Raw genomic sequence first — 21,252 nt, 5'->3', positions numbered from 1 at the left:
TTAAAGAGGAGGAGACTAGGATGACCTTGAAACAATTCAGGCTGGACGACAAGGTTGCGCTCATCACCGGCGGCAATCGTGGCATCGGACTGGCGATTGCCCAGCTTTTCGGCGAAGCCGGAGCGAAATCTGTTCTGACTGCCCGCCGCGACAATCCGGAAGCGGACGCCGTGCTGAACGCTGCCGGCTATGACTATGATTTCGTATCCGCCGACGCTACCGACCCGGCCGCGCCGGAGATGCTGATCCAGCATACGATCGCGAAATACGGACGCATCGATATTCTTGTCAACAATGCCGGCGTCGCCGTGCATGGTGATACGCCGGATTTCGATGACCAGATGCTGGACACGATCATGTCCACCAATCTGATCCAGGCCTTTCGCTTTTGCCGCGCCGCAATGACGCCGATGCGCGCGCAGGGTGGCGGAGTCATCCTGAACGTCGGGTCGATCTCCGGATTCATCACCAACATCCCGCAAAATCAGGTCGCCTACAATGCATCCAAGGCCGCGGTTCATATGATGACGAAGAGCCTGGCCAGCGAGGTCGCGGCGGAAAACATCAGGGTGAACGCGGTCGCGCCTGGCTACATCGACACCGATATGACCCGGGGCGGCTTCGCAATCCCGGAATGGGATTCCGTCTGGCGGCAAATGACCCCGATGGGGCGCTACGGCCAGCCGGAAGAGATCGCCAACTGCGTCCTGTTCCTGTGCTCGCCGGCCGCAAGCTACGTCACCGGTGCCGTACTCGTTGTCGACGGCGGCTACATGACCCGGTGACGCCAACCTTAAAATAGTCAGGAGGAGAGTGAAAAATGACCAACAAGCTCGAGGGGAAGGTCGTCGCCATTACCGGCGCCGCATCCGGAATCGGCCTTGCCTGCAGCAAGATTTGCCTTGAATCCGGCGCCCGCGTCATCCTGATCGACCGCGCGGAGGACAGGCTGAACGCTTTTTGCCGAGAACTGGGCGATAACGCCATCCCGCTGGTGATCGATCTGGCCGACACGAGCAGCATCGCCACCATGATGCCGCAGATCCTTTCAAAAACCGGGCAATTGGACGTCTTCCACGCCAATGCAGGCTCCTATATCGGCGGCGATCTTATCGAAGGCGATCCGGATGCCTTCGACCGGATGCTCAATCTCAACATCAACGCCGTGTTTCGCTGCGTACATGCGGTCCTCCCGCATATGGTGGAGCGCAAGACCGGCGATATCATCGTGACCAGCTCGGTGGCTGGCCACGTCCCGGTGGTGTGGGAACCGGTCTACACGGCCTCAAAACATGCAGTGCAAGCCTTCGTCCACACGGTGCGGCGGCAAGTCTCAAAGCATGGAATACGCGTGGGGGCGATCGCACCCGGTCCGGTGGTGACGGCGCTCCTGAAGGATTGGCCGCCGGAAAATCTCGAAAAAGCGATGGCAGCCGGCAATCTCATCGAGCCATCCGAAGTTGCCGAAGCGGTCCTGTTCATGCTGACACGGCCACGCAACGTGACGATCCGCGACCTCGTGATCCTGCCGCAGAACTTCGACATCTGAATGGCTGGAGTGCGCTCCAAAGCCACACTGCGGTGAGCATTGCCACTGAGACAGCACGTACCGACGACTGAGAAGGAATATCGAGTGGATAGAGGCGCCTGCCTGAATCCGACTGAGCAATCAGTCCATAGAGGGTGCTCTACGATCCGCCTCAAGCATCACCGCTGGCACGCAACCCGGCAGGTTTAAATTCTGCCGGGTTGCGATCGAGGTCTTCACGCACCCAGGCTCGACATGCGCTTGATCGCAAGATCATAGCCTTCGGTGCCAAATCCGGCGATCACACCATCCGCGCGCAAGGAGACGTAGGAGTGGTGGCGGAACTCCTCGCGCTTGTGAATGTTCGAGATGTGAACCTCGATCACCTTGCCGTCGAAGGCATTTAACGCATCCAGGATGGCGACGGATGTGTGGGTAAAGGCGCCGGGGTTGATGATGATGCCGAAAGCGGTCTCGCGCGCCTCATGGATCCAGTCGATGATCTCGTATTCGCGATTGCTTTGATGAAAGCGCAGTTGCAGTCCGAGATCATCGCAGATCTTGCGGCAGCGTACGCCAATATCCTCGAGCGTTTCTGACCCGTAAATCTCTGGCTGGCGTTTGCCGAGGAGGTTGAGGTTCGGTCCATTGAGAAGGAATATCGTGTTCAAATCTTTATCCTTTCGTCTTCTGTGTTCCGATCATGGCACCTTGCCGGCTCGGCGTCTGCGCGTTCACAGGCCGCGCGAGTATCAGTCCACAAAAGACTGCGCGGCGAGCTCCAGCGCATCAGCCCATAGCTGAAGCGCATCCTCATCATGCCTGGAAGACAGATAGTGACGGCCATAGGTGCTGTACATCGACATGACGCCGTTGCGCCTCAGCTCCATGTGAAGCTTGGCGGTGAAGTCGGCGTCGGCTCTTTGAACCGCCTCACGATAGTTCGACGGAGCGTCTTTGCCGCGCCAGATGGTGAATACGGTGCCGTAGCCGCTCGTGCAGACGTCCATACCCACCCGCGCGAAGGCTTCGACCGCGCGGCGCCTCAGCCGGTCGCCGGCCGTATCGAGCGCCGGGTAATCGACCTCGTCAAGGACACTCATAGCCGCCTTGACCGCGGCGCAGGCGACCGGATTGCCATTATACGTGCCCGCCCGGTTGACCCGTTGATCATCGAATGCCGACATAAGCTCAGGAGTACCCAGCAGCGCGGCGACCGCAACCCCGTTGCCGATCGCCTTACCGACGGTCGCAAGGTCCGGATTGACACCCATGAGATGGCTGGCCAGGCCCGCATGGCGGCGGAAACCCATCAGAACCTCGTCCATGATCACCAGCGCCCCGTGACGCCGGGCAAGCGACGCGACGAATTGCAGATAGCCGGGGTCCGCCAGAATGCATCCCGCATTCGCCATCATCGGCTCAAGCACGATCGCGGCAATGTCGTCGCATTCCTGGAACAGCAACTCCGCATCCTGACGATCGTTAAAGCGCAGGAGCAGGGTGTCACCCTTCGACGGCCGATTGTTCATCGCCATCTTCGCTTCGGGCGAGCCAGCATTGCCGAACGCCACATCATCGAACCAGCCATCATAGCCGGCCGCCATCTTGACGATCTTCTGGCGACCGGTCAGCGCCCGCGCCGTGCGGCAGGCAAGATGCACGGCCTCGCTGCCGGAATTCAGGAACACCACCTTGGTGAGATCCTGTGTATGCGAGGCGAGGCTGGCGGCAGCCTCTTCCTCAAGCGCATGGGCATAGGCCGGCATCGAGCCTTTTTCCAATGCTTTGCGAATGGCATCCGTCACGACCGGATCGGTGTGCCCGAGGAACGTGGCCCCGAAACCGAGTGCCGTATCGACATATCGTCTGCCAAGATCATCCCAGACATAGGGGCCTTGGGCATTGGCAACGAGAAACCGCCTGCCGTCGAGATCGGGCACGGCTCTGCCGCCGCTGGATATCCCGCAAACCAGGTGTTGCATTATTCAAACTCCAAACAGATGGGGAAGCCACTCGGTCAGTGACGGGAAGGCGACGAGGGCTGCGACGCAGACGACGCTGGCGATCCAGTAGGGAACGAGCCACACCGAGACGGACCACATGTCGATCTTTGCGACGTTGCAAACCACGAAGATGTTGGTGCCGATCGGCGGCGTGAACAGACCGATCCCCAAGGTCATCGTGAACACGATACCGGTCTGGTAGGGCGTAAGCCCGGCGGCCAGCGCGATCGGAACCAGGATCGGCGCGAGGATGATGAGGGCAGGCCCCAGATCCAGCCAGAAACCGACCACCTTCAACAGAACCAGAACCAGAATGATGGTGACGAGCGGTGTCGTGTGCAGGCCCGTGATCCAGGCGGCGGCATTTGCCGGAACCTGTTCGACGGTCAGGATCCATCCGAACGGTGTTGCAAGCGCCATGATCATCATGATCACGCCGGTTGTCGCCACAGCTGCGGACGCTGCGGAATAAAGCGAATGCAACGGCAGCTCGCGATAGACCAGAATGCCGACAAGGAAGGAATAGACGACGGCAAGCGCCGATGCTTCCGTTGCGGTGGCAATACCGCCGATAATCGATCCGAGAACGAGTGCGGGCATCAGGAGCGCGGGCAAGGCTCCGAGAGCATCCTTTCCGATTTCGCTCCAGCTGGCCGGTGTCTCATTGCGCGGGAAGTTGTGTCGCCGTGCCACGACATAGGAGGTGATCATGAAGGTGGCCGCAATGAAGAGGCCAGGGATCAAGGCGGCGACGAGCAGGCCGCCGATCGATGTACCTGTCAGCACACCATAGAGGATCAGGATGACGCTCTGCGGCCCGATAATGCCGAGGGTTCCCGACGCGGCCGTGACCGCTGCCGCAAATGCCTTGGGATAGCCGCGTTCCGCCATTGCCGGGATCATGATCGATCCGACCGCGCCGGTATCGGCGGTGGCGGATCCGCTGATGCCACCATAAACCAGAGCCGTGGCGACATTGACCAATCCGAGACCGCCGGTGATGCGACCGAAGACGTGTTCGGCGACCCGCATGATGCGGGCGGTCAGGCCGCCGCGGTTCATCAGTTCACCGGCAAACAGGAATAGCGGAATGGCTGCCAGCGTGATGGCATCCGCGCCACGGACGGTCTGCTGCGCGAACCATGCAAACGGCAGTCCGAGATGACCCACATAGATCGTCAAAAGACTGGCGACACCCATGCACCAGGCGATCGGCACGCCAATGAGGAGAAGAAACGAAAAGCTGAGAATGAGAACCGCGATGGTCATAGCGCCCGCTCCTTTTCGTGTTTGGAGACAAGCGGCTGGATGACCTTTGGCAGACGCGAAATCGCGATACAGACCGCAGACAACCCAAGGATCAGAACCGTCGCGGTTATCACGCCGGTTGGAAGGCGCAGTACTGAGGTGGGGACCATCCAGGACCGCTGCCACACGGCCCAGCCGCTGATGAGGAAGGCAACCCCCATCGCGAGCAGCACCAGGGTGGAGATCGTCTCGAAGACGGCCCGGAGCCGCGGCGGCGCGCTATGCTTCAAAGCCTCGAACGCGACATTCTCGCCGCGTATCTCCGCATTGATGACGCCGATGAAGGTTATCCAGATGAAGGCGATGCCGGCGACCTCGAAGGACCACTCGACCCCGCCGAATTCGAAATAGCGTGCGATAACACCCAGAAGCGTCGAACCGAACATGATGACGAAGGCGACCACCCCGGCGAATTCAAAAATGCGCGTCAGCCACCCTCGCCCATCGGGCGAGGGGTTCACAAGACCTTGATTCATTGGGATTACCTCAGTTGGAAGCGGCGGCTTGTTTCACGGCGGAAACCAGATCGGCGCCCCACTCTGTCGAGAACTGGGCGTATACCGGCGCAACCAGCGCGACGAAGGGTGCCGTGTTGACGGTGGTCACCTTGACGCCCTTGTCCTCGAGCTTCTTCTGGGTATCGGCATATGTCTTCGACAATTCGCCCCGATACCAAACGACGGTGTCGAGCGCCGACTTCTTGACCGCTGCCTGCTCCTCAGGGCTCAGGGACTCGAACTTGTCCTTGTTCATATACCACCAATTGGCGGTCCAGATGTAGTTCGATATCGAGAGGTTCTTGGCCACTTCGTACCATTTGGAGTCGTAATAGTCGCGCATCTCCGGCTCGACGGCCGCCACCACATGCGACTGCAGGGCGGTGTAGACCTGGCCGAAGGGGATCGATTCCGCGAGCGCACCGAGCTGCTTCATCGTTGCGAGGATCACCGGATTGGGAGGTGTGCGGATCTTGACGCCAGCCAGATCGGCAGGCGTTTCGATGGCTTTGTTCGTTGCAAACTGGCGGAAGCCCGAATCCAGGACGCCAAGCATCAGATAGCCGCGGTCTTCTCCAAGGTGCTGGACCTTTTGACCTTCGTCGCTATCGAGAAACTTGTGCACATTGTCCGCGTCTTTGAAGAGGAACGGCAGCGACAGCACGTTGAGGCGCGGATCGATGGCATCCACGGCGCCACCGAGGCCGATGTCGATTGCCCCTGCACCCACGCCGTCGGCGATCGGGCCTTCATCGCCCAATTGTGCATTCGGAAATATCTGTACCTTGACCGACCCCTTTGAGATCTCGCTCACTTCATCCGCGAATTTCTGGACGGCCTGATTGATGAGACTTTCGGGCGCGGAAGCATGGGCCAGCCTCAAAGTTGTTTCGGCATCCGCCGTACTGGCCCAGAGGCTCGACAGGCCAATAACGCCGCCGGCCATTATTGTGACAAAACGATTGCGTTCCATACGACGAAACATGAATTCCCCTTTACGTTCTTGTTGTGTTGACGCAGCATCAAGATAATCGGCGGAGCGGTGTTGAAAATGACAGATTTGTTATTCTCGCATAAGCGCCGCTGATACATGCCCGAAAGCTCAAGGCTCTCCGCATACGGCAGGCATTGCTGCCGCCAGCCCCGGATGGTTACTTGAACAGGATGGGGAAATAGATCTACGGCCTGGGACGAATGCCTGGCGACAGGAGTATGACACATGCGCAACCTCGATAGCGATGCTTTGGCCAGCTTTGTGGCTGTAGCCGAAACCGGAAGCTTTACGGCCGCGGCCGAGAGGCTGGGCCGCACGCAAGCGGCCGTCAGCATGGCCATCGGCAAGTGGGAGGAACGCCTCGACCTGCGTCTGTTCGATCGCGGCCATCGCCGCGTCACGCTTACGCCGATCGGGGAAAGGCTGCTGGGGTATGCGCGCAGGATACGCGCGATCGAAGACGAGGCTTTGGCCACCCTGCTCGAGGGCCGCAACGAAAGCCGGGTTCGGCTCGGCATGCCGGACGACTATCTGACGCTGTTCGGCACCGCTTTGATGCAGCGCTTCGTGCCGCAATATCCAAAGGTCAGTCTCGACCTTCAATATGATTTCTCCCATCGTCTTGAATACATGGTCGAGAACCGCGAGCTGGACATCGCCATCATCACGCAGAACGCCGTGGAGCCGAAAGGCGAGATCATTCGGCTGGAAAAGCAGGTCTGGTGCGCAGCGGCGGATCGCTATCCGGAACGCGAGAACTGCATTCAGCTCGCGCTGTTTCCGGAAGGCTGCCGGGCGCGGCCGCAGGTACTGTCGGCGCTGGATCGAGCAGACCGCCGGTGGCGCATCGTCTATTCGTCCTCCGACATCGCCGGCATTCAGCTGGCGGTTCATTCCGGAGATTTGCTAACGGTGCTTCCGGAGTCGGCAGTCCCGGCCAGTTGGCGAAAACTCGGACCCGAGGACGGGATGCCGGAGCTTCCGACCTTGCGGCTGGCAATGGTTCTGCCGCAGCAGCCTCGCCTGCCGGTGAGGCAGCTTGCGACATTCCTGCGCGGCGAGTTTCAACGCACGCTCGTCGACCCTGCCGATGACGCAAATGTTCTGATATTGACAGCGTGAGACCGGGATGAACGTGTCCCGCCCCGAGTTAAGCTCAATTCTTGCGGGCCGTTCTCAATCCGCCGGAGCCTAAAGCGTATCACGTTTAACTGGCTTCATATCCAGCAGCCTTGAAATAGTTGCAGCATTCGGTGACGGAGAAGAAGTTGCAGACATCGCCGAGAGCATGAGTGATGGCATCGAAGCTGCGGGCGGCCTTCTTGCGCAGGCGCTAACGCGCCCGTGCGATCTGCGGACGCTGATGCTGCTTGCCCCCAGGCTTTTTTAATGACTCAGCCCGAGCCGATGCAGAAGGCGAACGACATTGATGAGCATGTCGGTTCGATCTATCCGATAACGATATCTTCCAAGGCCATTGCCATGGCCAATAGATGCTCGTCCCGACCCCGCGGGGCAGAGAACAGCAATCCCACCGGCATGCCGGCCTCTCCAGTGCCGCAAGGCAGGGATACGCCACACCAATCGAGGAAATTGCCGATCAAGGTATTGCGCAGCGTCTTGAAGTTAACACCAACGAATAACTCGTCATCCGCCTCCAGCGGCGCAAGGGCGGGCGCGACATGGGCGACCGTCGGATAGGCGACGAACTCATTCGGTCCGACCATACTGGTGGCGTCTTCAATCAGTCGTTTTCGCGCCTTCAATATTTCGAGATAACCGACCAGCGTGATCTTTTCGCCGAGGCGCATGCGAGCGACAACCCGCCGATCCATCAGCAGCGCGTCCAGCCCCGCCAGCAGTCGATGATGAAGGGCAAATGCCTCGGCGGTCACCAGCGGACCATGCTCCGCCATCACCTGAAACAGCCTGTCGAAAGCCGGAAAAGCGGCATGGCGAACCTTGACGCCAGCAGCGCTCAGCCGGGCGAGCGCCGCCTGAAAAGCCTGGGCCACCCCCTCCTCGACATCATCCATGACGACGTTGGTCGGCACGACGACCGATACGCCTTCGGGGCTCGCTCGGATGACATCAGGTGCCGCACGGCCACGCATCGCCGCATCGACCCAGACGGCGTCCTGGACGGCTTCGGCAAAGAGGTCCGAGCGAATCGAGACTGGTGGCCAAGGGGAAGACACCGTCCATGCTGTAGCGCCCACGGCTTGCCTTGTAACCAACCAGCCCATTGAAAGCGGATGGAATGCGCACCGAGCCGCCCGTATCCGTGCCGATCGACACCGGCACCAAGCCTGAGGCGACAGCAACGGCGGAACCGGAAGACGAGCCGCCCGGACTCCGTGCGACATCCGTGGCCAAAGGATTGAGGGGCGTAGCATAATGCGGATTGAGGCCAAGGCCGGAAAAAGCAAACTCGCTCATATTGACCCGACCGACGCTCACCATGCCTGCCGCCTTCAGCGCCTTGACGACATCGGCATCATCCTGCGCGGGTTCGGCATCCGCAAGCACGATCGACCCGGCCGTCGTCGGCAGGCCGGCGATTGCAAACAGATCCTTCCAAGCGACAGGAATGCCGTCCAGCAGCCCACGCGAACGCCCTTCGCGCAGCCGCCTTGACGAAGCCGCCGCTTCTTCTTTCGCACGCACATCGAGCAGCCGTGTGAAGATCGCCTGGTCCCCATGGCTCCGGATAGCATCCAGGCTTTCTTCGGCCAGCGCGACCGGATCGAGTCTGCCGGACTGAATCAGGACCGACAACTGCGCGATCGACTTGCCGCGATGCGTCTGCGTCATAGTCCCTACTCTCCCTTGCCACCGACAAGTTGCATCCAGCGACGCACGAGATAATTGTGCTCATCCATTGTCGTATTCCAAACCGCAATGCAATTGGCGCGCTGCCAATAGGACCCACCGCTGCGCATCGAGCCTGCCCTTATCCTGATCTGCCCATCCGGGCCTGGCAGGTCTTCGGTCGCGGCGACCCCGTCATACCAGTACCCCCATTCCGCTGGCGTCATGAACTGACGCGAGCGCTGCGGGGTCGAGATGTAGTATCCCTGTCGAGCGACGACCGCACCAGGCCAGCCCGATATCCACCAGTTCAGATAGTCGTAGGCGACATCGAGAAGACGACCGCTGAGCTGTTTCGACAGGCACAGACCGCCGTGCCAGGCGCGATAACCCTCGGCCGGCACTGCCTGCTCGACCGGCACGCCCCTGGAATTCAGGATGCCGATACCCGGCGACCACATGCTTTGAACGCTGGTCTCACCGGCGATCATCAGCCGGGCGGCGTCTTCAGCCGTCTTCCAGAAGTCACGGAAGAAACCGGCCTTCTTGCGCTCTTCGAGCAGGTCGATCAGCCGATCGATCTCCTGCACCGACATATTGCCGATATCATCGAAGGACATCAGGCCCGCAGCCTGCGCGGCCAGCGCCGCGTCGAAAATGCCGATGGCAGGCTCGTCCACCAGGGCCACGCGCCCGGCCCATGTCGCGTCAAAGAGCGCGCTCCAGGAATGCATGCCGACGTCATTTTGCGCCTGATCGGTTCGGTAGGCGAAACTGTCGAAATTATGTGTCGTCGGCAGCATGGAGATGAAACGCGAAGGCGTGTCGCCGAGCGCCAGATTCGGCTGCACATACAGCTTGCGTGCCGGCACGTCGCCGAGCCCCAGCCGCGGGTTGGGGCCGATATGGCCGGTCTTGGTCAGATCGTTGATCTCGTCCCACAGGACGATGCGCTTCGTGTCGATCGGCTGGATCGCGCGCCAATGCCAGACAATATCGAGATTGTGAAAGCATTGATCGTAGATGTCGTAGGTCTCGGGCTCCCTCGCTGCCTTGTACTGGGTGGTGAGGAAGTCATTGTTGTCGAACGTCACCTCGATGCCGAGATCGTCCTGAGCCCGGATGCGCAGTTCCTCGAGCAGCGAAATGGCTGTCCCGAGAATGCGCAGTTTCGGCGGGCCGGCCAGATGCAGCGCAGGTGCGGAATTGGCCTTTGCCGGAGACTGATGCTTATTCATGAAGGAATGACTTATCCTATTCCGCCGGGATGGCCAGAGGCGGCCCGACATCCACATCCGCCAGCGTAAAAGCCTCAAAGGACCGTTTCAACACTTCTCCGTCGAGCCCGTCCAGAATGAAGACCAGACGGGAGCTCCGATCGTCTGAGGGCCAGGCTCCCATGTGAACGGGCGTGTGGACAAGATGCTGCACGCCATGAATGGCAACCGGCCGCTCCTCGCCCACAAGATTGAGAATACCCTTGACCCGCAGGACCCGCTCGCCGTGGCGATTGAGCAGCATGGTCAGCCATATGCCGAATGCGGTCCAGTCGATGGGGCGATCCACCGTCATGGTGACGGAGGAGATGGCGGCACGATGCGGAGCGCCATCGGCATTGGTAAGCCAGACCGGCTCCTCGCAATAAAAGCCGCTCGGCGACTGGACGTGATCGCCGCGCATTGTCGTCGCGTCCTGCAACAGCGAGGACAAATCCAGATCATCATCCCCAGCGCAGACGAGGAGCGCATCGGGGTTGATGCGCCGCAGGCGGCTTTCCAGGGCTTGTCTCTCGCTATCGGTGGCAAGATCGATCTTGGTGATGACAAGCCGGTCGGCAATCGCCGCCTGCCGGTTGGACTCAATATAGGTATCGAGCTGACGCTGCCCGTTGATGGCATCCACCGCCGTCACGACGCTTCCGGGCCGAAAATGATGCCGGAGGATTGGATCCGCCTTGATCGTCGAGAGGACCGGAAAGGGATCCGCCAGCCCGGTGCTCTCGATGATGACGCGCCGGAACGGTGGGACCAGCCCCCGTTCGCGCTTGGAATAGAGATCCTTGAGCGCGTCTGCGAGCTCGCCGCGAACGGTGCAGCATACGCATCCGGAGCGCAGCAGCACGATCTCGTCATCGATCCGCTCGATCAGGTGATGATCGAGGCCGATCTCTCCGAATTCGTTGATCAGCACGGCGGCGTCGGCAAAGGCTTCCTCTGCGAGCAGCCGCCGGAGCAGCGTCGTCTTTCCCGATCCGAGAAAGCCGGTAAGGAGATTGACCGTCACGAAGCCGGGCTGTTCATAGGACACGGCTGACCTCCATGCGGGCGATCAGGCCAGGATCGAGCGGATCACAGGGACGGCCGACGAGCCGCTCGGCCGCCGGCCAGAGATGCCCCAGATCCTCGACGATCTCGTTCTTGCCTGTCTTCGTGGAGAGGACGAACGAGGCGCCCTGCCAATCCGACAGAACAAGGCCGAAGGCCGCAAGCATGCGATTGGCGGCGGCGACGCGGTTGGACCGCTCCCGCCGCCGGTCGAGACGGCTGTCATTGCGCGTAAACACCCCGGGCCGCGCCGCAGCGTCGGTCCAGTGTTCATTGCCGCCGAGAACACCGCAGAGCGAGCACATGATGGTGTCTACCTCCTCACAGGCCTTATCCGCTTGTTACTTCTTGCGCGGGAAGCGCGCGGCGAAGTCGTCGGCGATTTCGTTCATGGTAACGAATTTCACGCCCGGATGCTTGATCATATGGGCATAGAGCCGCTCGAGCATCATCAGCACCTGCGGGCGACCGGCAACGTCGGGATGGATGGTGATCGGGAAGACGGCATAGTCCATCTCGCGATAGACCCAGTCGAACTGATCGCGCCACATCTGCTCGATATCGTGCGGATTGACAAAACCGTGGCTGTTCGGGGCCTTCTTGATGAACATCATCGGCGGCAGGTCGTCGAGATACCAGGAGGCGGGAATCTCGATCAGGTCGGTTTCCTGTCCGCGCTTCAGCGGCACCATCCAGTCGGATGGCTTCTTCGAATAGTCGATCTTCGTCCAGCTATCGCCGACACGCACATAATAGGGGGTGAAATCCTTATGCATCAACGAATGGTCGTATTTGATGCCGCGCTCGAGCAGCAGCTCGTTGGTGACGTTGGAGAATTCCCACCAGGGCGCGACGTAGCCCGTCGGGCGCTTACCGGAAAGCTTGGTGACAAGCTCGATGCACTTGTCGAGGATCTCGGTCTCCTGCTCGCGCGTCATCGCGATCGGATTTTCATGGCTGTAGCCATGGATGCCGATTTCATGGCCGGCATCCGCGACGGCCTGCATCTGCTCGGGAAAGGTTTCGATCGAATGGCCGGGAATGAACCAGGTCGTCTTGATGCCGAAGCGCTCGAACAGCTTGACCAGCCGCGGGCTGCCGACTTCGCCGGCAAAAAGGCCGCGGGAAATATCGTCGGGCGAATCCTCACCACCATACGAGCCGAGCCAGCCGGCCACGGCATCGACATCGACGCCAAAACTGCAGAGAATTTCTTTCGCCATGGGAAGTACCTCCTTGGGTTTCTATGGTTTTAATAGGCGGGAATGACAGTTGCTTCCGCCGGGTTCCAGGCGAGCAACACGCCGGCGCCGACCGCAAAGGCGCCGGGCCTGTATTTGTCGACATGCGCCTCGAGCGCGAGCGAACGCCCGTCGGGAAGACTGGCGGTCAGGTGCGAGATATGGCCGACGACGTCGAAACGCTCGATACGGGCGCCGACGACATTGCCGCCGAAGGCACTGGCGATGCGCTGGCGGTCCGCGCCTTCGCTGGCATGCACCTCGATCGCCTCGGACGGGATGACGATATCGACCTTCCCCTTACCGGCAACCGCGCCATTCGGGCGCCCCGACAGCAGGCCGAGCGGGGTGTTGACGACGGTGTTGTCGCCTTCGCTGCCGGCCACCTCGCCGTGAAAGATCGTGTTACGGCCGATGAATTGCGCGACAAATGGCGTGTTCGGCCGGGTATAGAGTTGATGCGGCGGGCTGATCTGCTCGACCCGGCCCTGGTTCATCACCACGATCCGGTCGGAGAGCGCCAGCGCCTCGGATTGGGCATGGGTGACGAAGATAAAGGTCACGCCAAGCCTCTTTTGCAAAAGCTTCAGCTCGTTCTGGATCGCCTTGCGCAGATTGGCGTCGAGAGCTCCGAGCGGCTCATCCAGCAGGAGAACGTCGGGCTCCACCACGAGACCACGAGCAAGCGCGATGCGTTGGCGCTGGCCGCCCGAAAGCCTGTCCGGCTTGCGCTCCGCAATATCCTCCAGTCCGAGCGTCGCCAGAATCCGGTCGACGCGGGCATCACGCTCGGGTTTTGCGATACCCTTGACCTCAAGGCCGTAACCGACGTTGCGGCGGACGCTCATGTGTGGAAACAGCGCATAATTCTGGAAGATCATCGACGTCGGGCGGTTCTGCGGCCGCACGTCATTCATCCGCTCGCCCTTTATCATCATGTCGCCCGAGGAAATCGTCTCGAAGCCGGCGATCATCCGCAGCGTCGTCGTCTTGCCGCAGCCCGATGGCCCCAGGAAGGCGATGAACTCGCCCTTGGTGACCGCCAGATTGAAATCGGCGACGGCCGGCGTGCCGTTGTCGTAGACCTTGCCGACATTGATGAGTTCCAGGTCGTAAATCATAACCATTCTCCAGGCGCGAGCGAGAAGACCGCCAGCCGGTCTCCTCGCATTTCAGGTGCAGAGCGGCAGGCCGCTCCGGCATTGCGTCAGGCGTTCAGGAACTCGTCCCACTTCTGGACGAGATGGTCGTATTCGTCCGGCCACTGGTGCCAATAGGCGACGTTCTTGGCGCGTTCTTCCAGCGAGCCGCCGTCGCGCAGATCGCCTTCCTTGATGCCGCGCTCCGCCGCACCGACCCAGAGCTTGCCCTCGTACCAGAAGGCGTATTTGTCGGGCGCCATGACGTTCTTGATGTTGGTGGACGGCGAGTAATAGCCCTGCTCGGAGACGGTGATGCCCGGCTCGCCGGACAGCCAATAATCGGCATAGGCGATCACGGCCTCCTTGTTGGTCGTGCCAGCGATCATCGACGGGCCGATTGCCCAGCCACGATAGCCTTCCTTCGGCACGGCATATTTGCAGGGCTTGCCCTGCGCCTTGACGGCCATGACTGCCGGCTGCCAGGCATCGCAGACAACCATCTCGCCGGAGGCCATCAGGTTGACCAGCTCGCCGAAATCACCCCAAAGGGCGCGGAACTGACCGTCCTTTTTCTTGGAGACAAGGAACTTCGCGGCTTCGTCAATTTCCGCCGTGCTTGGATTGCCGGGGTTCTTCACGCTCAGGAGACCAAGCGTGTTCATCGCCATGATGGCCTGGCCAAAGGCGATCAGCGGATCGGTGTTGATGCCCGACTTGCCCTTCCATTTGGGATCGAAGAGTGCCGCCCAGCTATTGGCTTCTTCAGCGCTGAGGACATCGGGATTGTAGCCGATGGAGTCGTAGTTATAGACCGCCGGAACCATGTTCAGCGTCGTCTGAGCGTCGTCGGCCCAGATCTGGCCGACGATCTGCTGCTTGGCGCCCCACTTGTCGGAGGGCTTGGTGAAGGTGTCGCGGATATTGGCCCAGTTCTTCAGCGAAGCGGCCGGGACCGGCTCGACATTGTTGGTCATGACGATCGACGGCAGGCGCTCTGCGATGATCTCCCAGCAATCATAATCCTTGGAGCCCGACAGGATCTTCGTCTGCGCATCCGGGAAGGTCGCCGCCGTGCCGGAGGTCTGGCCGACGCCGCTTGCCTTGCGGAAATCGGCGAGGATGCGCTCCTGTACGGTGACCGATAGGCCGATTGTGCGCAGCTGCTCGCTGGCAAGATTGGCGGCCTGCGCGAAGGCGGTGCGCGACGAAAGCAAGGACGTCCCGCCACCGATGGCGGCAAGAGCCATCACGCCAGCGGAATGCTTCAACAGAGAGCGTCTATTCATTTCCATTTTGGACATTTCTGTTCTCCAGTGTTGTTTGCTGTTCCCTGAAGCCGCTGTGGGCTTCTTTCATTGTCGTATCGCCAGCCGCCCGAGGGCATGTTGCCGCCGGGATCTCCGCGATCAGTAACGGCCTACGAGAAGGCCGCCATCCACGACCAGAACCTGGCCGGTCATGTATCTCGCGCTGTTCGACGCGAGGAATGCGATGACATCGGCGATATCATCGGGAGCGCCGATCCGACCTATGGGGATGAATTGCGGAGCCTTCTCGGCACCTTCTGCACCCAGCGAATTTTCCTCGGACAGCAGTTGCGCGGTGCGGATGTAGCCAGGCGCGACCCCGTTGACCCGCACGCCATCCTTGGCGAGTTCCACCGCCAGCCCGCGCACCAGCCCGACGACACCCGATTTCGCGGCGGAATAATGCACATGCTCATCCCAGCCGTAGGCGACACCCATGATGGAGGAGAGCGCAACGATGCTCCCCGATCTACGGCGCCTCATGCCGGTTGCGGCGGCGCGCACCAGCCGGAAGATACCCTTGAGATCGATGTCGAATGTCAGATCCCACTTGTCGTCGCTGAGGTCTGCAAGCGGCGTGCGATGGGCGATGCCCGCATTTGCGACGATGACGTCGATCCTGCCGAACCGCGCCTCCAGATCCGCAACCAGCGCATTGGCCGCCTCCGTCGAGCGGACATCATAGAACTGGAACTCGGCCGATCCGCCGGAGGCGACGATGTCGCGGACGGTCTCTTCGCCTTCCGCCTTCAAGATATCCGTCACGACGACATGATCCCCGAGAGCCGCGAAGGCCTTCGCCGTCGCCTGGCCGATCCCGATGCCTGCACCTGTGACGATCACGATGCGCTTTTCAGTCGTTGTCATATCGATCTTCCTCTCAAAGCATCACATCGCCGGAATTCGGTCCGAGCGTCTGGCCGACAAAAAGGCTGGCGGCGGGGGACGCGAGAAACGCTACCGTCGCGGCCACCTCCTCCGGTTCGCCGAACCGGCCAAGCGGCAGTTCGTGCTTCTTGCGTTCGCGCCATTCGTCCGAAAGGCCAAGCACCAGCGGCGTGTTGATCGGCCCTGGCGCGACGGCGTTGACGCGCACCCCGCGACTGGAAACCTCACGGGCGAGCGCCTTGGTCATACCAATGATCGCCGCCTTGGCGCCGGAGTAGTGAACCAGCTCGATGCCACCGATCTGACCGAGCTGGGAGGCGACATTGATGATGCCCCCCTCGCCGCGCTCGAGCATTGAAGGCAAAACCGCCTTGGTCATCAGGAACGTGCCGCGCACATGCACGGCAAACATGCGGTCGAAATCCTCAAGCGCGAGTTTTTCGAAGGATGCCTGATGCACGATGCCCGCGTTGTTGACGAGGAGATCGACTTCACCATGTCGCGCCACGGCAGCGGCATGGATCGCGGTCACATCCTCGGGTCGGGAAATGTCGCCGGCTGCGGCACTAGCCAAGCCATCCGCCTTGCCGATTTCGTCCGCAACAGCCTGCGCGCGATCGAGCGAGAGATCGTTCACCAGCACGCCGTAGCCGTCAGCGGCAAGCCTGTGCGCGATCGCCCGGCCGATGCCGGAACCCGCACCCGTCACGATCGCCGAAGGTTTTCTCGTCATCATGCGTCCTCCTGAACACGGATGCGCCTGGCGCGGCGAACGGACAGCCCCATGAGGGTGGCGTAGGTGCCGAGCAGCGCGAAGGAAAACAGGGTCGTCAGGACGCCGAAGGCGAAGACATTGGGATGAACCTCGACCGAGAAGGTGCCGTAGATCGCCAGCGGCAGCGTCAATTCGCGGCCGGACGCAAACAAGGTGCGCGAGAATTCGTCATAGGAGAGCGTGAAGGCAAACAGCATGGCCGAGAGCACGCCGGGGAAAATCAGCGGAAAGGTGACCTTGCGGAACGTCCGCGCCGGCGTCACGCCGAGCGACCAGGCGGCCTCCTCCATGCTCGGATCGAACCTGTTGAAGATCGCCAGCATCACCAGGAAAGCGAAGGGAAAGGTATAGACGACGTGGAGGACGAATGCCGTGCTCCACCAATGGCGGTCGATGCCGAATGTATTGGCAACCAGCGCCATGCCGAGCCCGACCAGCACGCCCGGCACCATCATGCCGAGGACGATCAGGTAGAAGACGACACCGGAGCCGCGGAATTTGCGCCGGAAGGCCTGGGCAGAGGTCACGCCGAGTACGGTGGAGACGATCATGGTCATCACCGCAAGCGCCAGCGAGCGGATCAGCGACTGATCGATCGGCAGCGGCGCAATGCGCGAGGGCGGCGTCAGGCCGAACAGATGCCGATACCAATAAGTCGACCATTCGATGATCGGGAATTGCGGGCCGCCCTCCGGGCCGGTCTGGAACGACAGGATCGCCAGAACCACCAGCGGTCCGTAGAGAAAAACGAGAAAGAGGGTAGTGTAGACGCCGAGGCCGAGCTTGATGCCGCTTGCGTTCATGATCAGAGCTCCTTTCTCAGATCGACGATCTTGAGAAGCACGGCAACGACCGCCCCCATGATGATCGTCAGCACGACACCGGCCACTGCCGCAAAGGCCCATTTCAACGAGCCGACCTGGGTGACGATGATGTTGCCCAGCAGGTTGACCTTGCGACCGGACAGCGCCGCAGAGGTGGCGAACTCTCCAAGCACCATGACCGACACGAAGATCGCGCCGACGACCACGCCCGGCAGGGAAAGCGGCAGGATGATCGTGCGGAAGATGCGCCAGAAGCCGGCGCCGAGATCCTGGGCGGCCTCGATGACCGAGGCGTCGATGCGACCGAGCATGAAGGCGATCGGGCCGACCATGAAGACGCAATAGATCTGCGTCATGCCGATGATCACCGACAGCTCGGAAAACAGCAGCACCTCGATGGGCTGATGGATGACGCCGAGGTTCATCAGGATCATGTTTATCGCGCCTTCGGTGCCGAGCATCGGGCGCCAGGCAAGAACGCGGATCAGGAACGACGTCCAGAAGGGGATCACGCAGAGGACAAGCAGGACGGTCTGCAATGTCTTGTTCTTGACGAGAAGGCCGACGAAGAGCGCCGCCGGATAGCCGACGACGAGGGTCGACAACAGGACGAGAAGCCAGATGCGGACGGTGGTCCAGAGCGCACCGAGATAGGTCGGGCTCGTGAGAAAGGTGATCCAGCTTTGCAGGGTGAGCGTCGGCTCGATCTTGAAGGTCGTCTGGGTCCAGAAGGAGACATAGACCATCATCAAAAGCGGCAGGACCAGGAAGAGCAGCATCCAGAGCACGCCCGGCGCCAGCAGCCACAGAGCCTTTCTCGATGGACGGCGCGTGACCGTCGTCTCCTGCACGGCATCCTCGCTCGTTACGACCATGGTCATCTCTCGTTCTCCTGGGCAGATCCGTTGGGCCGGTGCAGGAAGCGCGTGTCAGCCGAAGACAAGGGCGTCCTCCTTCTTCCAGACCAGCGCGTAGCGGCTCTTTTCGACAAAGGCGGGCGGGCGCGAATGGCTGAGATGCGACTCGACCTCGAAGACGCGCCCGTCATTGAGCGCGAAGAAGGAATTGATGGCCGCGCCGGAATATTCGCTGGCGATGAAATCCCCGTCGATGCGGATTTCTTCGGTGGAAATTGCCGCATCGAAAGGGCGGATGGCGACGCGATCATGGCGGATGGCATAGCCCGGCTGCGGCGCTTTCCTGAGCGAAGCGTTCAGCGGGAAACGGCCGGTCTGGCTGACGAAGTGATCGTCGACGACATCGCCGGCAAACAGATTGTAGCAATTGAGAAAGCGCGCCACGGCCGCCGAGGCCGGACGGTTGTAGATCACATCGGAGGTCGCGGCCTGCGCAATGCAGCCCTGATCAAGCACCAGAACCATGTCGCCCATCGCCAGCGCTTCGGACTCGCTGCCCGTCACATGCAGAAAGGTGACGCCGCAGCGTTCGCGGATCGTCTTCAGCTCGGTTCGCATGCGGCTGCGCAAATTGGCATCGAGCGCGCCAAGCGGCTCGTCCAGAAGCACCATCTTCGGCTCCGTCACCAGGGTGCGTGCCAATGCGACGCGCTGGCGCTGGCCACCCGATATCTGCGTGACGCCGCGATCCTCCAAGCCCTTGAGCCCGACGAGGGCCAGCATATCGCGAACCCTTGCGGCGACGATGGCGGGATCCGTGACCGGATCAACCTTCCTGTTACGCAAGCCGAAGGCGACGTTGTCGGTGACCGAGAGATGGGGAAAGAGAGCAAAATTCTGGAAGACGAAACCGATGCCGCGCGCATGCGGCTGAACCCCGTCGAGACGTTCGCCATGAAACAGGATCGAACCGGCATCGGGCTCCTCGAAACCGGCGATGACGCGCAGCAGCGTCGTCTTGCCCGAACCGCTGGGGCCAAGCAGCGAGATATAGGCGTCGCCTGGCAGGGAAAAATCCACCGAGGCCAGCGCCGGTACGCCGCCATAGGACTTGGCGACTTGTTTGAGTTGAAGAACGGTCGACACCGATTTCCCACCAGTTCCAGGCAAGGACCATCCTCCGGACAAAGCTCCGCCGCGGCTCGGAATCGGATCGATCCGAGCGCTGGGCGTCAGCCGTCACGCATGCATCACATGCGCTTCAAAGAGATGTTCCTTGGCGTTTCAACGAGTTCCACCTGTAGCGCTTCTGACGAGCGCCTTGATGTCTTGAAGCATTACATAAATGATTTTTGTATTCAATAGACTTTTTAAACAAAGCGAACGGCGGCAACAATCAAAATTGCGGATGAAAGACTGAAGGGGTGCAGCAGGCAGTATGAGAGCGCATCTACTCCAGCCAGTCGCCCAGAAATTGGCGCATAGAATGCCCGCCGAAGAGTCGTCGAGCCGCGACCTTCGCGCAAAGATTCCGTAAAATCGGGCACATACCGGCATGGCGCCGCAATAAGATCGCGCCATCCATTCGCATAAGCCCCAAAGAAAAATCAAACTTTGTATTCAATAATCATTTATTTTAGAGCTATTTTACCGCTATAAATAGCGTAAGAGTGAGGCATCGGAATGGTGTGGGCACATTGACTGAGATGACAGAATACGGCGCACGACCCAACGCGCAGAAGCGCTATGAGATCGCGGAGGATGTTCTGCGCAGCAACATCGAGGACAGCACACTGCCGCTTGGCGTCGTGCTTCTCGAGGGTCCGATCGCTGAGATTCTTCAGATTTCGCGCGCACCTGTTCAACGGGCCCTCCAGGCCCTTGAAAGCGAAGGGCTCGTGCATCGCTTCAATGGCCGTGGCTATCTCGTTGGGCCTGCCGATCAGGGCATCGAACCGAACCGAACCGACATCAAGACGCTGGGCCTGACCATCCCGCGCCATGCCGACGAGGCGCTGCAAAGCCGCTCCTCCTGGGAGCGGATCTACAACACCGTCGAGGCCGACGTGGCCGGCTGCGTCGTCTTCGGGCAATACCGTATCATCGAGATCGAGCTGGCCAATCATTTCAACGTCAGCCGCACCGTGGTGCGCGATGTGCTCACGCGCCTGCGCGAGCGCGGTCTCGTGCGCAAGAACCAATCGTCCCATTGGATCGCCGGTCCGCTGACGGCGCAAATGATCAAGGATCATTTCGTGCTGCGCGGAATGCTCGAACCCCAGGCGCTGATCGCCGGGGCCGGATGTGTTGATCGCAGCAGGCTGAGCGAGCTTTTTCAGCGCCTGTCCGAACTGGAAAGGCACGACATCGCCGATCATCTCAAGGCTCTGGAAGCCATTTATGCGGATTTCATCGACATTTGCATCCTGGCAACGCCGAATGAGCGATTGAAGGAATCGATCCGTAACAATCTTCTGCCGGTAACGGCGACCGAGCGGCTGTTGCGGCGGCTTGGCCTGCCGGGCGATCCCGCTGTCATCACCGAGCTTCGCCTGGTGACGGAACTGCTGCTGCGCGGCGCCGTGAGCGCCGCCGCCGCTATGATGGAAAGCCACCTTGACGCCTCGGTGAAACGCATGATCGCCCAGATGAAGATCGTTGCGATCATTCCCGGCCCGAGCGTGACGGCCGCCTATCTGACGCGCGTTCTCGAGTAGGAGCCGGCGGCCGCTGAACGGCTGCGTGCTCTG

The 21,252-nt window shown here is 60.8% G+C and carries 20 protein-coding genes and 1 pseudogene; 4 read left to right on the top strand and 17 right to left on the bottom strand.

The window, feature by feature from the left end; all coding sequences use genetic code 11:
* The first annotated feature begins 20 nt into the window (after positions 1-20).
* Both AB6803_RS22940 and AB6803_RS22935 read left to right on the top strand, forming a co-directional pair.
* Entirely contained in the window at positions 21-785 is a 765-nt protein-coding gene (locus AB6803_RS22940; protein WP_371111054.1) for an SDR family NAD(P)-dependent oxidoreductase, read from the top strand.
* Between the two features lie 35 nt (positions 786-820).
* Positions 821-1,549: an SDR family oxidoreductase gene (locus AB6803_RS22935; protein ID WP_371111053.1), complete on the top strand. Its 729-nt coding sequence runs from the start codon at positions 821-823 to the stop codon at positions 1,547-1,549.
* Positions 1,550-1,764: 215 nt separating this feature from the next.
* On the opposite strand, the gene aroQ is transcribed toward AB6803_RS22935, so the two are convergent.
* The 5 genes from aroQ to AB6803_RS22910 all read right to left on the bottom strand — a co-directional run bounded on the left by aroQ (position 1,765) and on the right by AB6803_RS22910 (position 6,324).
* Positions 1,765-2,199: a type II 3-dehydroquinate dehydratase gene (gene aroQ, locus AB6803_RS22930; protein WP_012649831.1), complete on the bottom strand. Its 435-nt coding sequence runs from the start codon at positions 2,197-2,199 to the stop codon at positions 1,765-1,767.
* A gap of 81 nt (positions 2,200-2,280) precedes the next feature.
* Complete coding sequence (locus tag AB6803_RS22925; protein WP_371111052.1) at positions 2,281-3,513, bottom strand: aspartate aminotransferase family protein; 1,233 nt, start codon at positions 3,511-3,513, stop codon at positions 2,281-2,283.
* A gap of 3 nt (positions 3,514-3,516) precedes the next feature.
* Positions 3,517-4,803, bottom strand: a complete 1,287-nt coding sequence (locus AB6803_RS22920; RefSeq protein WP_371111051.1) for a TRAP transporter large permease — start codon at positions 4,801-4,803, stop codon at positions 3,517-3,519.
* The gene (locus AB6803_RS22915; RefSeq protein ID WP_371111050.1) at positions 4,800-5,318 is read right to left on the bottom strand and encodes a TRAP transporter small permease; all 519 of its coding nucleotides are present in this window, start codon (positions 5,316-5,318) and stop codon (positions 4,800-4,802) included. Before AB6803_RS22915 ends, AB6803_RS22920 begins: the two co-directional genes overlap by 4 nt.
* 10 nt (positions 5,319-5,328) lie before the next feature.
* The gene (locus AB6803_RS22910) at positions 5,329-6,324 is read right to left on the bottom strand and encodes a TRAP transporter substrate-binding protein (RefSeq protein WP_371111049.1); all 996 of its coding nucleotides are present in this window, start codon (positions 6,322-6,324) and stop codon (positions 5,329-5,331) included.
* 234 nt (positions 6,325-6,558) lie between these two features.
* On the opposite strand from AB6803_RS22910, the gene AB6803_RS22905 reads away from it, so the two are divergent.
* Entirely contained in the window at positions 6,559-7,455 is an 897-nt protein-coding gene (locus AB6803_RS22905; RefSeq protein WP_371111048.1) for a LysR family transcriptional regulator, read from the top strand.
* 326 nt (positions 7,456-7,781) lie between these two features.
* Here AB6803_RS22905 and AB6803_RS22900 read toward each other — a convergent pair.
* The 12 genes and pseudogenes from AB6803_RS22900 to AB6803_RS22845 form a co-directional block, all read right to left on the bottom strand.
* A pseudogene (locus AB6803_RS22900) lies at positions 7,782-9,147 on the bottom strand (amidase).
* Between the two features lie 5 nt (positions 9,148-9,152).
* Entirely contained in the window at positions 9,153-10,382 is a 1,230-nt protein-coding gene (locus tag AB6803_RS22895) for a PotD/PotF family extracellular solute-binding protein (RefSeq protein ID WP_371111047.1), read from the bottom strand.
* A gap of 16 nt (positions 10,383-10,398) precedes the next feature.
* Positions 10,399-11,451: a GTP-binding protein gene (locus AB6803_RS22890; protein ID WP_371111046.1), complete on the bottom strand. Its 1,053-nt coding sequence runs from the start codon at positions 11,449-11,451 to the stop codon at positions 10,399-10,401.
* Positions 11,441-11,773 (bottom strand): hypothetical protein, encoded by a 333-nt coding sequence (locus tag AB6803_RS22885; RefSeq protein WP_371111045.1) that lies wholly within the window; start codon positions 11,771-11,773, stop codon positions 11,441-11,443. Before AB6803_RS22885 ends, AB6803_RS22890 begins: the two co-directional genes overlap by 11 nt.
* Positions 11,774-11,809: 36 nt before the next feature.
* Positions 11,810-12,691, bottom strand: a complete 882-nt coding sequence (locus tag AB6803_RS22880) for a polysaccharide deacetylase (protein WP_007689414.1) — start codon at positions 12,689-12,691, stop codon at positions 11,810-11,812.
* Positions 12,692-12,720: 29 nt separating this feature from the next.
* Positions 12,721-13,830 carry an ABC transporter ATP-binding protein gene (locus AB6803_RS22875; RefSeq protein WP_371111044.1) on the bottom strand — a complete coding sequence of 370 codons (1,110 nt, stop codon included), beginning with the start codon at positions 13,828-13,830 and terminating at the stop codon, positions 12,721-12,723.
* An 86-nt stretch (positions 13,831-13,916) separates the two neighbouring features.
* Positions 13,917-15,152, bottom strand: coding sequence for a PotD/PotF family extracellular solute-binding protein (locus AB6803_RS22870; protein ID WP_371111043.1), 1,236 nt, complete (start codon positions 15,150-15,152; stop codon positions 13,917-13,919).
* A gap of 105 nt (positions 15,153-15,257) precedes the next feature.
* On the bottom strand, positions 15,258-16,025 hold the full coding sequence (locus tag AB6803_RS22865) for an SDR family NAD(P)-dependent oxidoreductase (RefSeq protein ID WP_371111042.1): 768 nt from the start codon (positions 16,023-16,025) through the stop codon (positions 15,258-15,260).
* 13 nt (positions 16,026-16,038) lie between these two features.
* The gene (locus AB6803_RS22860; protein ID WP_371111145.1) at positions 16,039-16,779 is read right to left on the bottom strand and encodes an SDR family NAD(P)-dependent oxidoreductase; all 741 of its coding nucleotides are present in this window, start codon (positions 16,777-16,779) and stop codon (positions 16,039-16,041) included.
* Positions 16,779-17,624 carry an ABC transporter permease gene (locus AB6803_RS22855; protein WP_371111041.1) on the bottom strand — a complete coding sequence of 282 codons (846 nt, stop codon included), beginning with the start codon at positions 17,622-17,624 and terminating at the stop codon, positions 16,779-16,781. The genes AB6803_RS22860 and AB6803_RS22855 overlap by 1 nt, the downstream gene beginning before the upstream one ends.
* Positions 17,625-17,626: 2 nt before the next feature.
* Positions 17,627-18,526, bottom strand: a complete 900-nt coding sequence (locus AB6803_RS22850) for an ABC transporter permease (protein WP_371111040.1) — start codon at positions 18,524-18,526, stop codon at positions 17,627-17,629.
* Positions 18,527-18,574: 48 nt separating this feature from the next.
* Entirely contained in the window at positions 18,575-19,648 is a 1,074-nt protein-coding gene (locus tag AB6803_RS22845) for an ABC transporter ATP-binding protein (RefSeq protein WP_371111039.1), read from the bottom strand.
* Between the two features lie 560 nt (positions 19,649-20,208).
* Between AB6803_RS22845 and AB6803_RS22840 the strand changes: the two genes are divergently transcribed.
* Positions 20,209-21,219 carry a GntR family transcriptional regulator gene (locus AB6803_RS22840; protein WP_042470919.1) on the top strand — a complete coding sequence of 337 codons (1,011 nt, stop codon included), beginning with the start codon at positions 20,209-20,211 and terminating at the stop codon, positions 21,217-21,219.
* Positions 21,220-21,252 lie beyond the last annotated feature (33 nt).

Origin of the sequence: Rhizobium sp. RCC_161_2, from assembly GCF_041355235.1 — a bacterium.
Classification (GTDB): domain Bacteria; phylum Pseudomonadota; class Alphaproteobacteria; order Rhizobiales; family Rhizobiaceae; genus Rhizobium.
The sequence above is the reverse complement of the archived record's forward strand: the minus strand, read 5'-3'. Positions and strand labels throughout refer to the sequence as shown.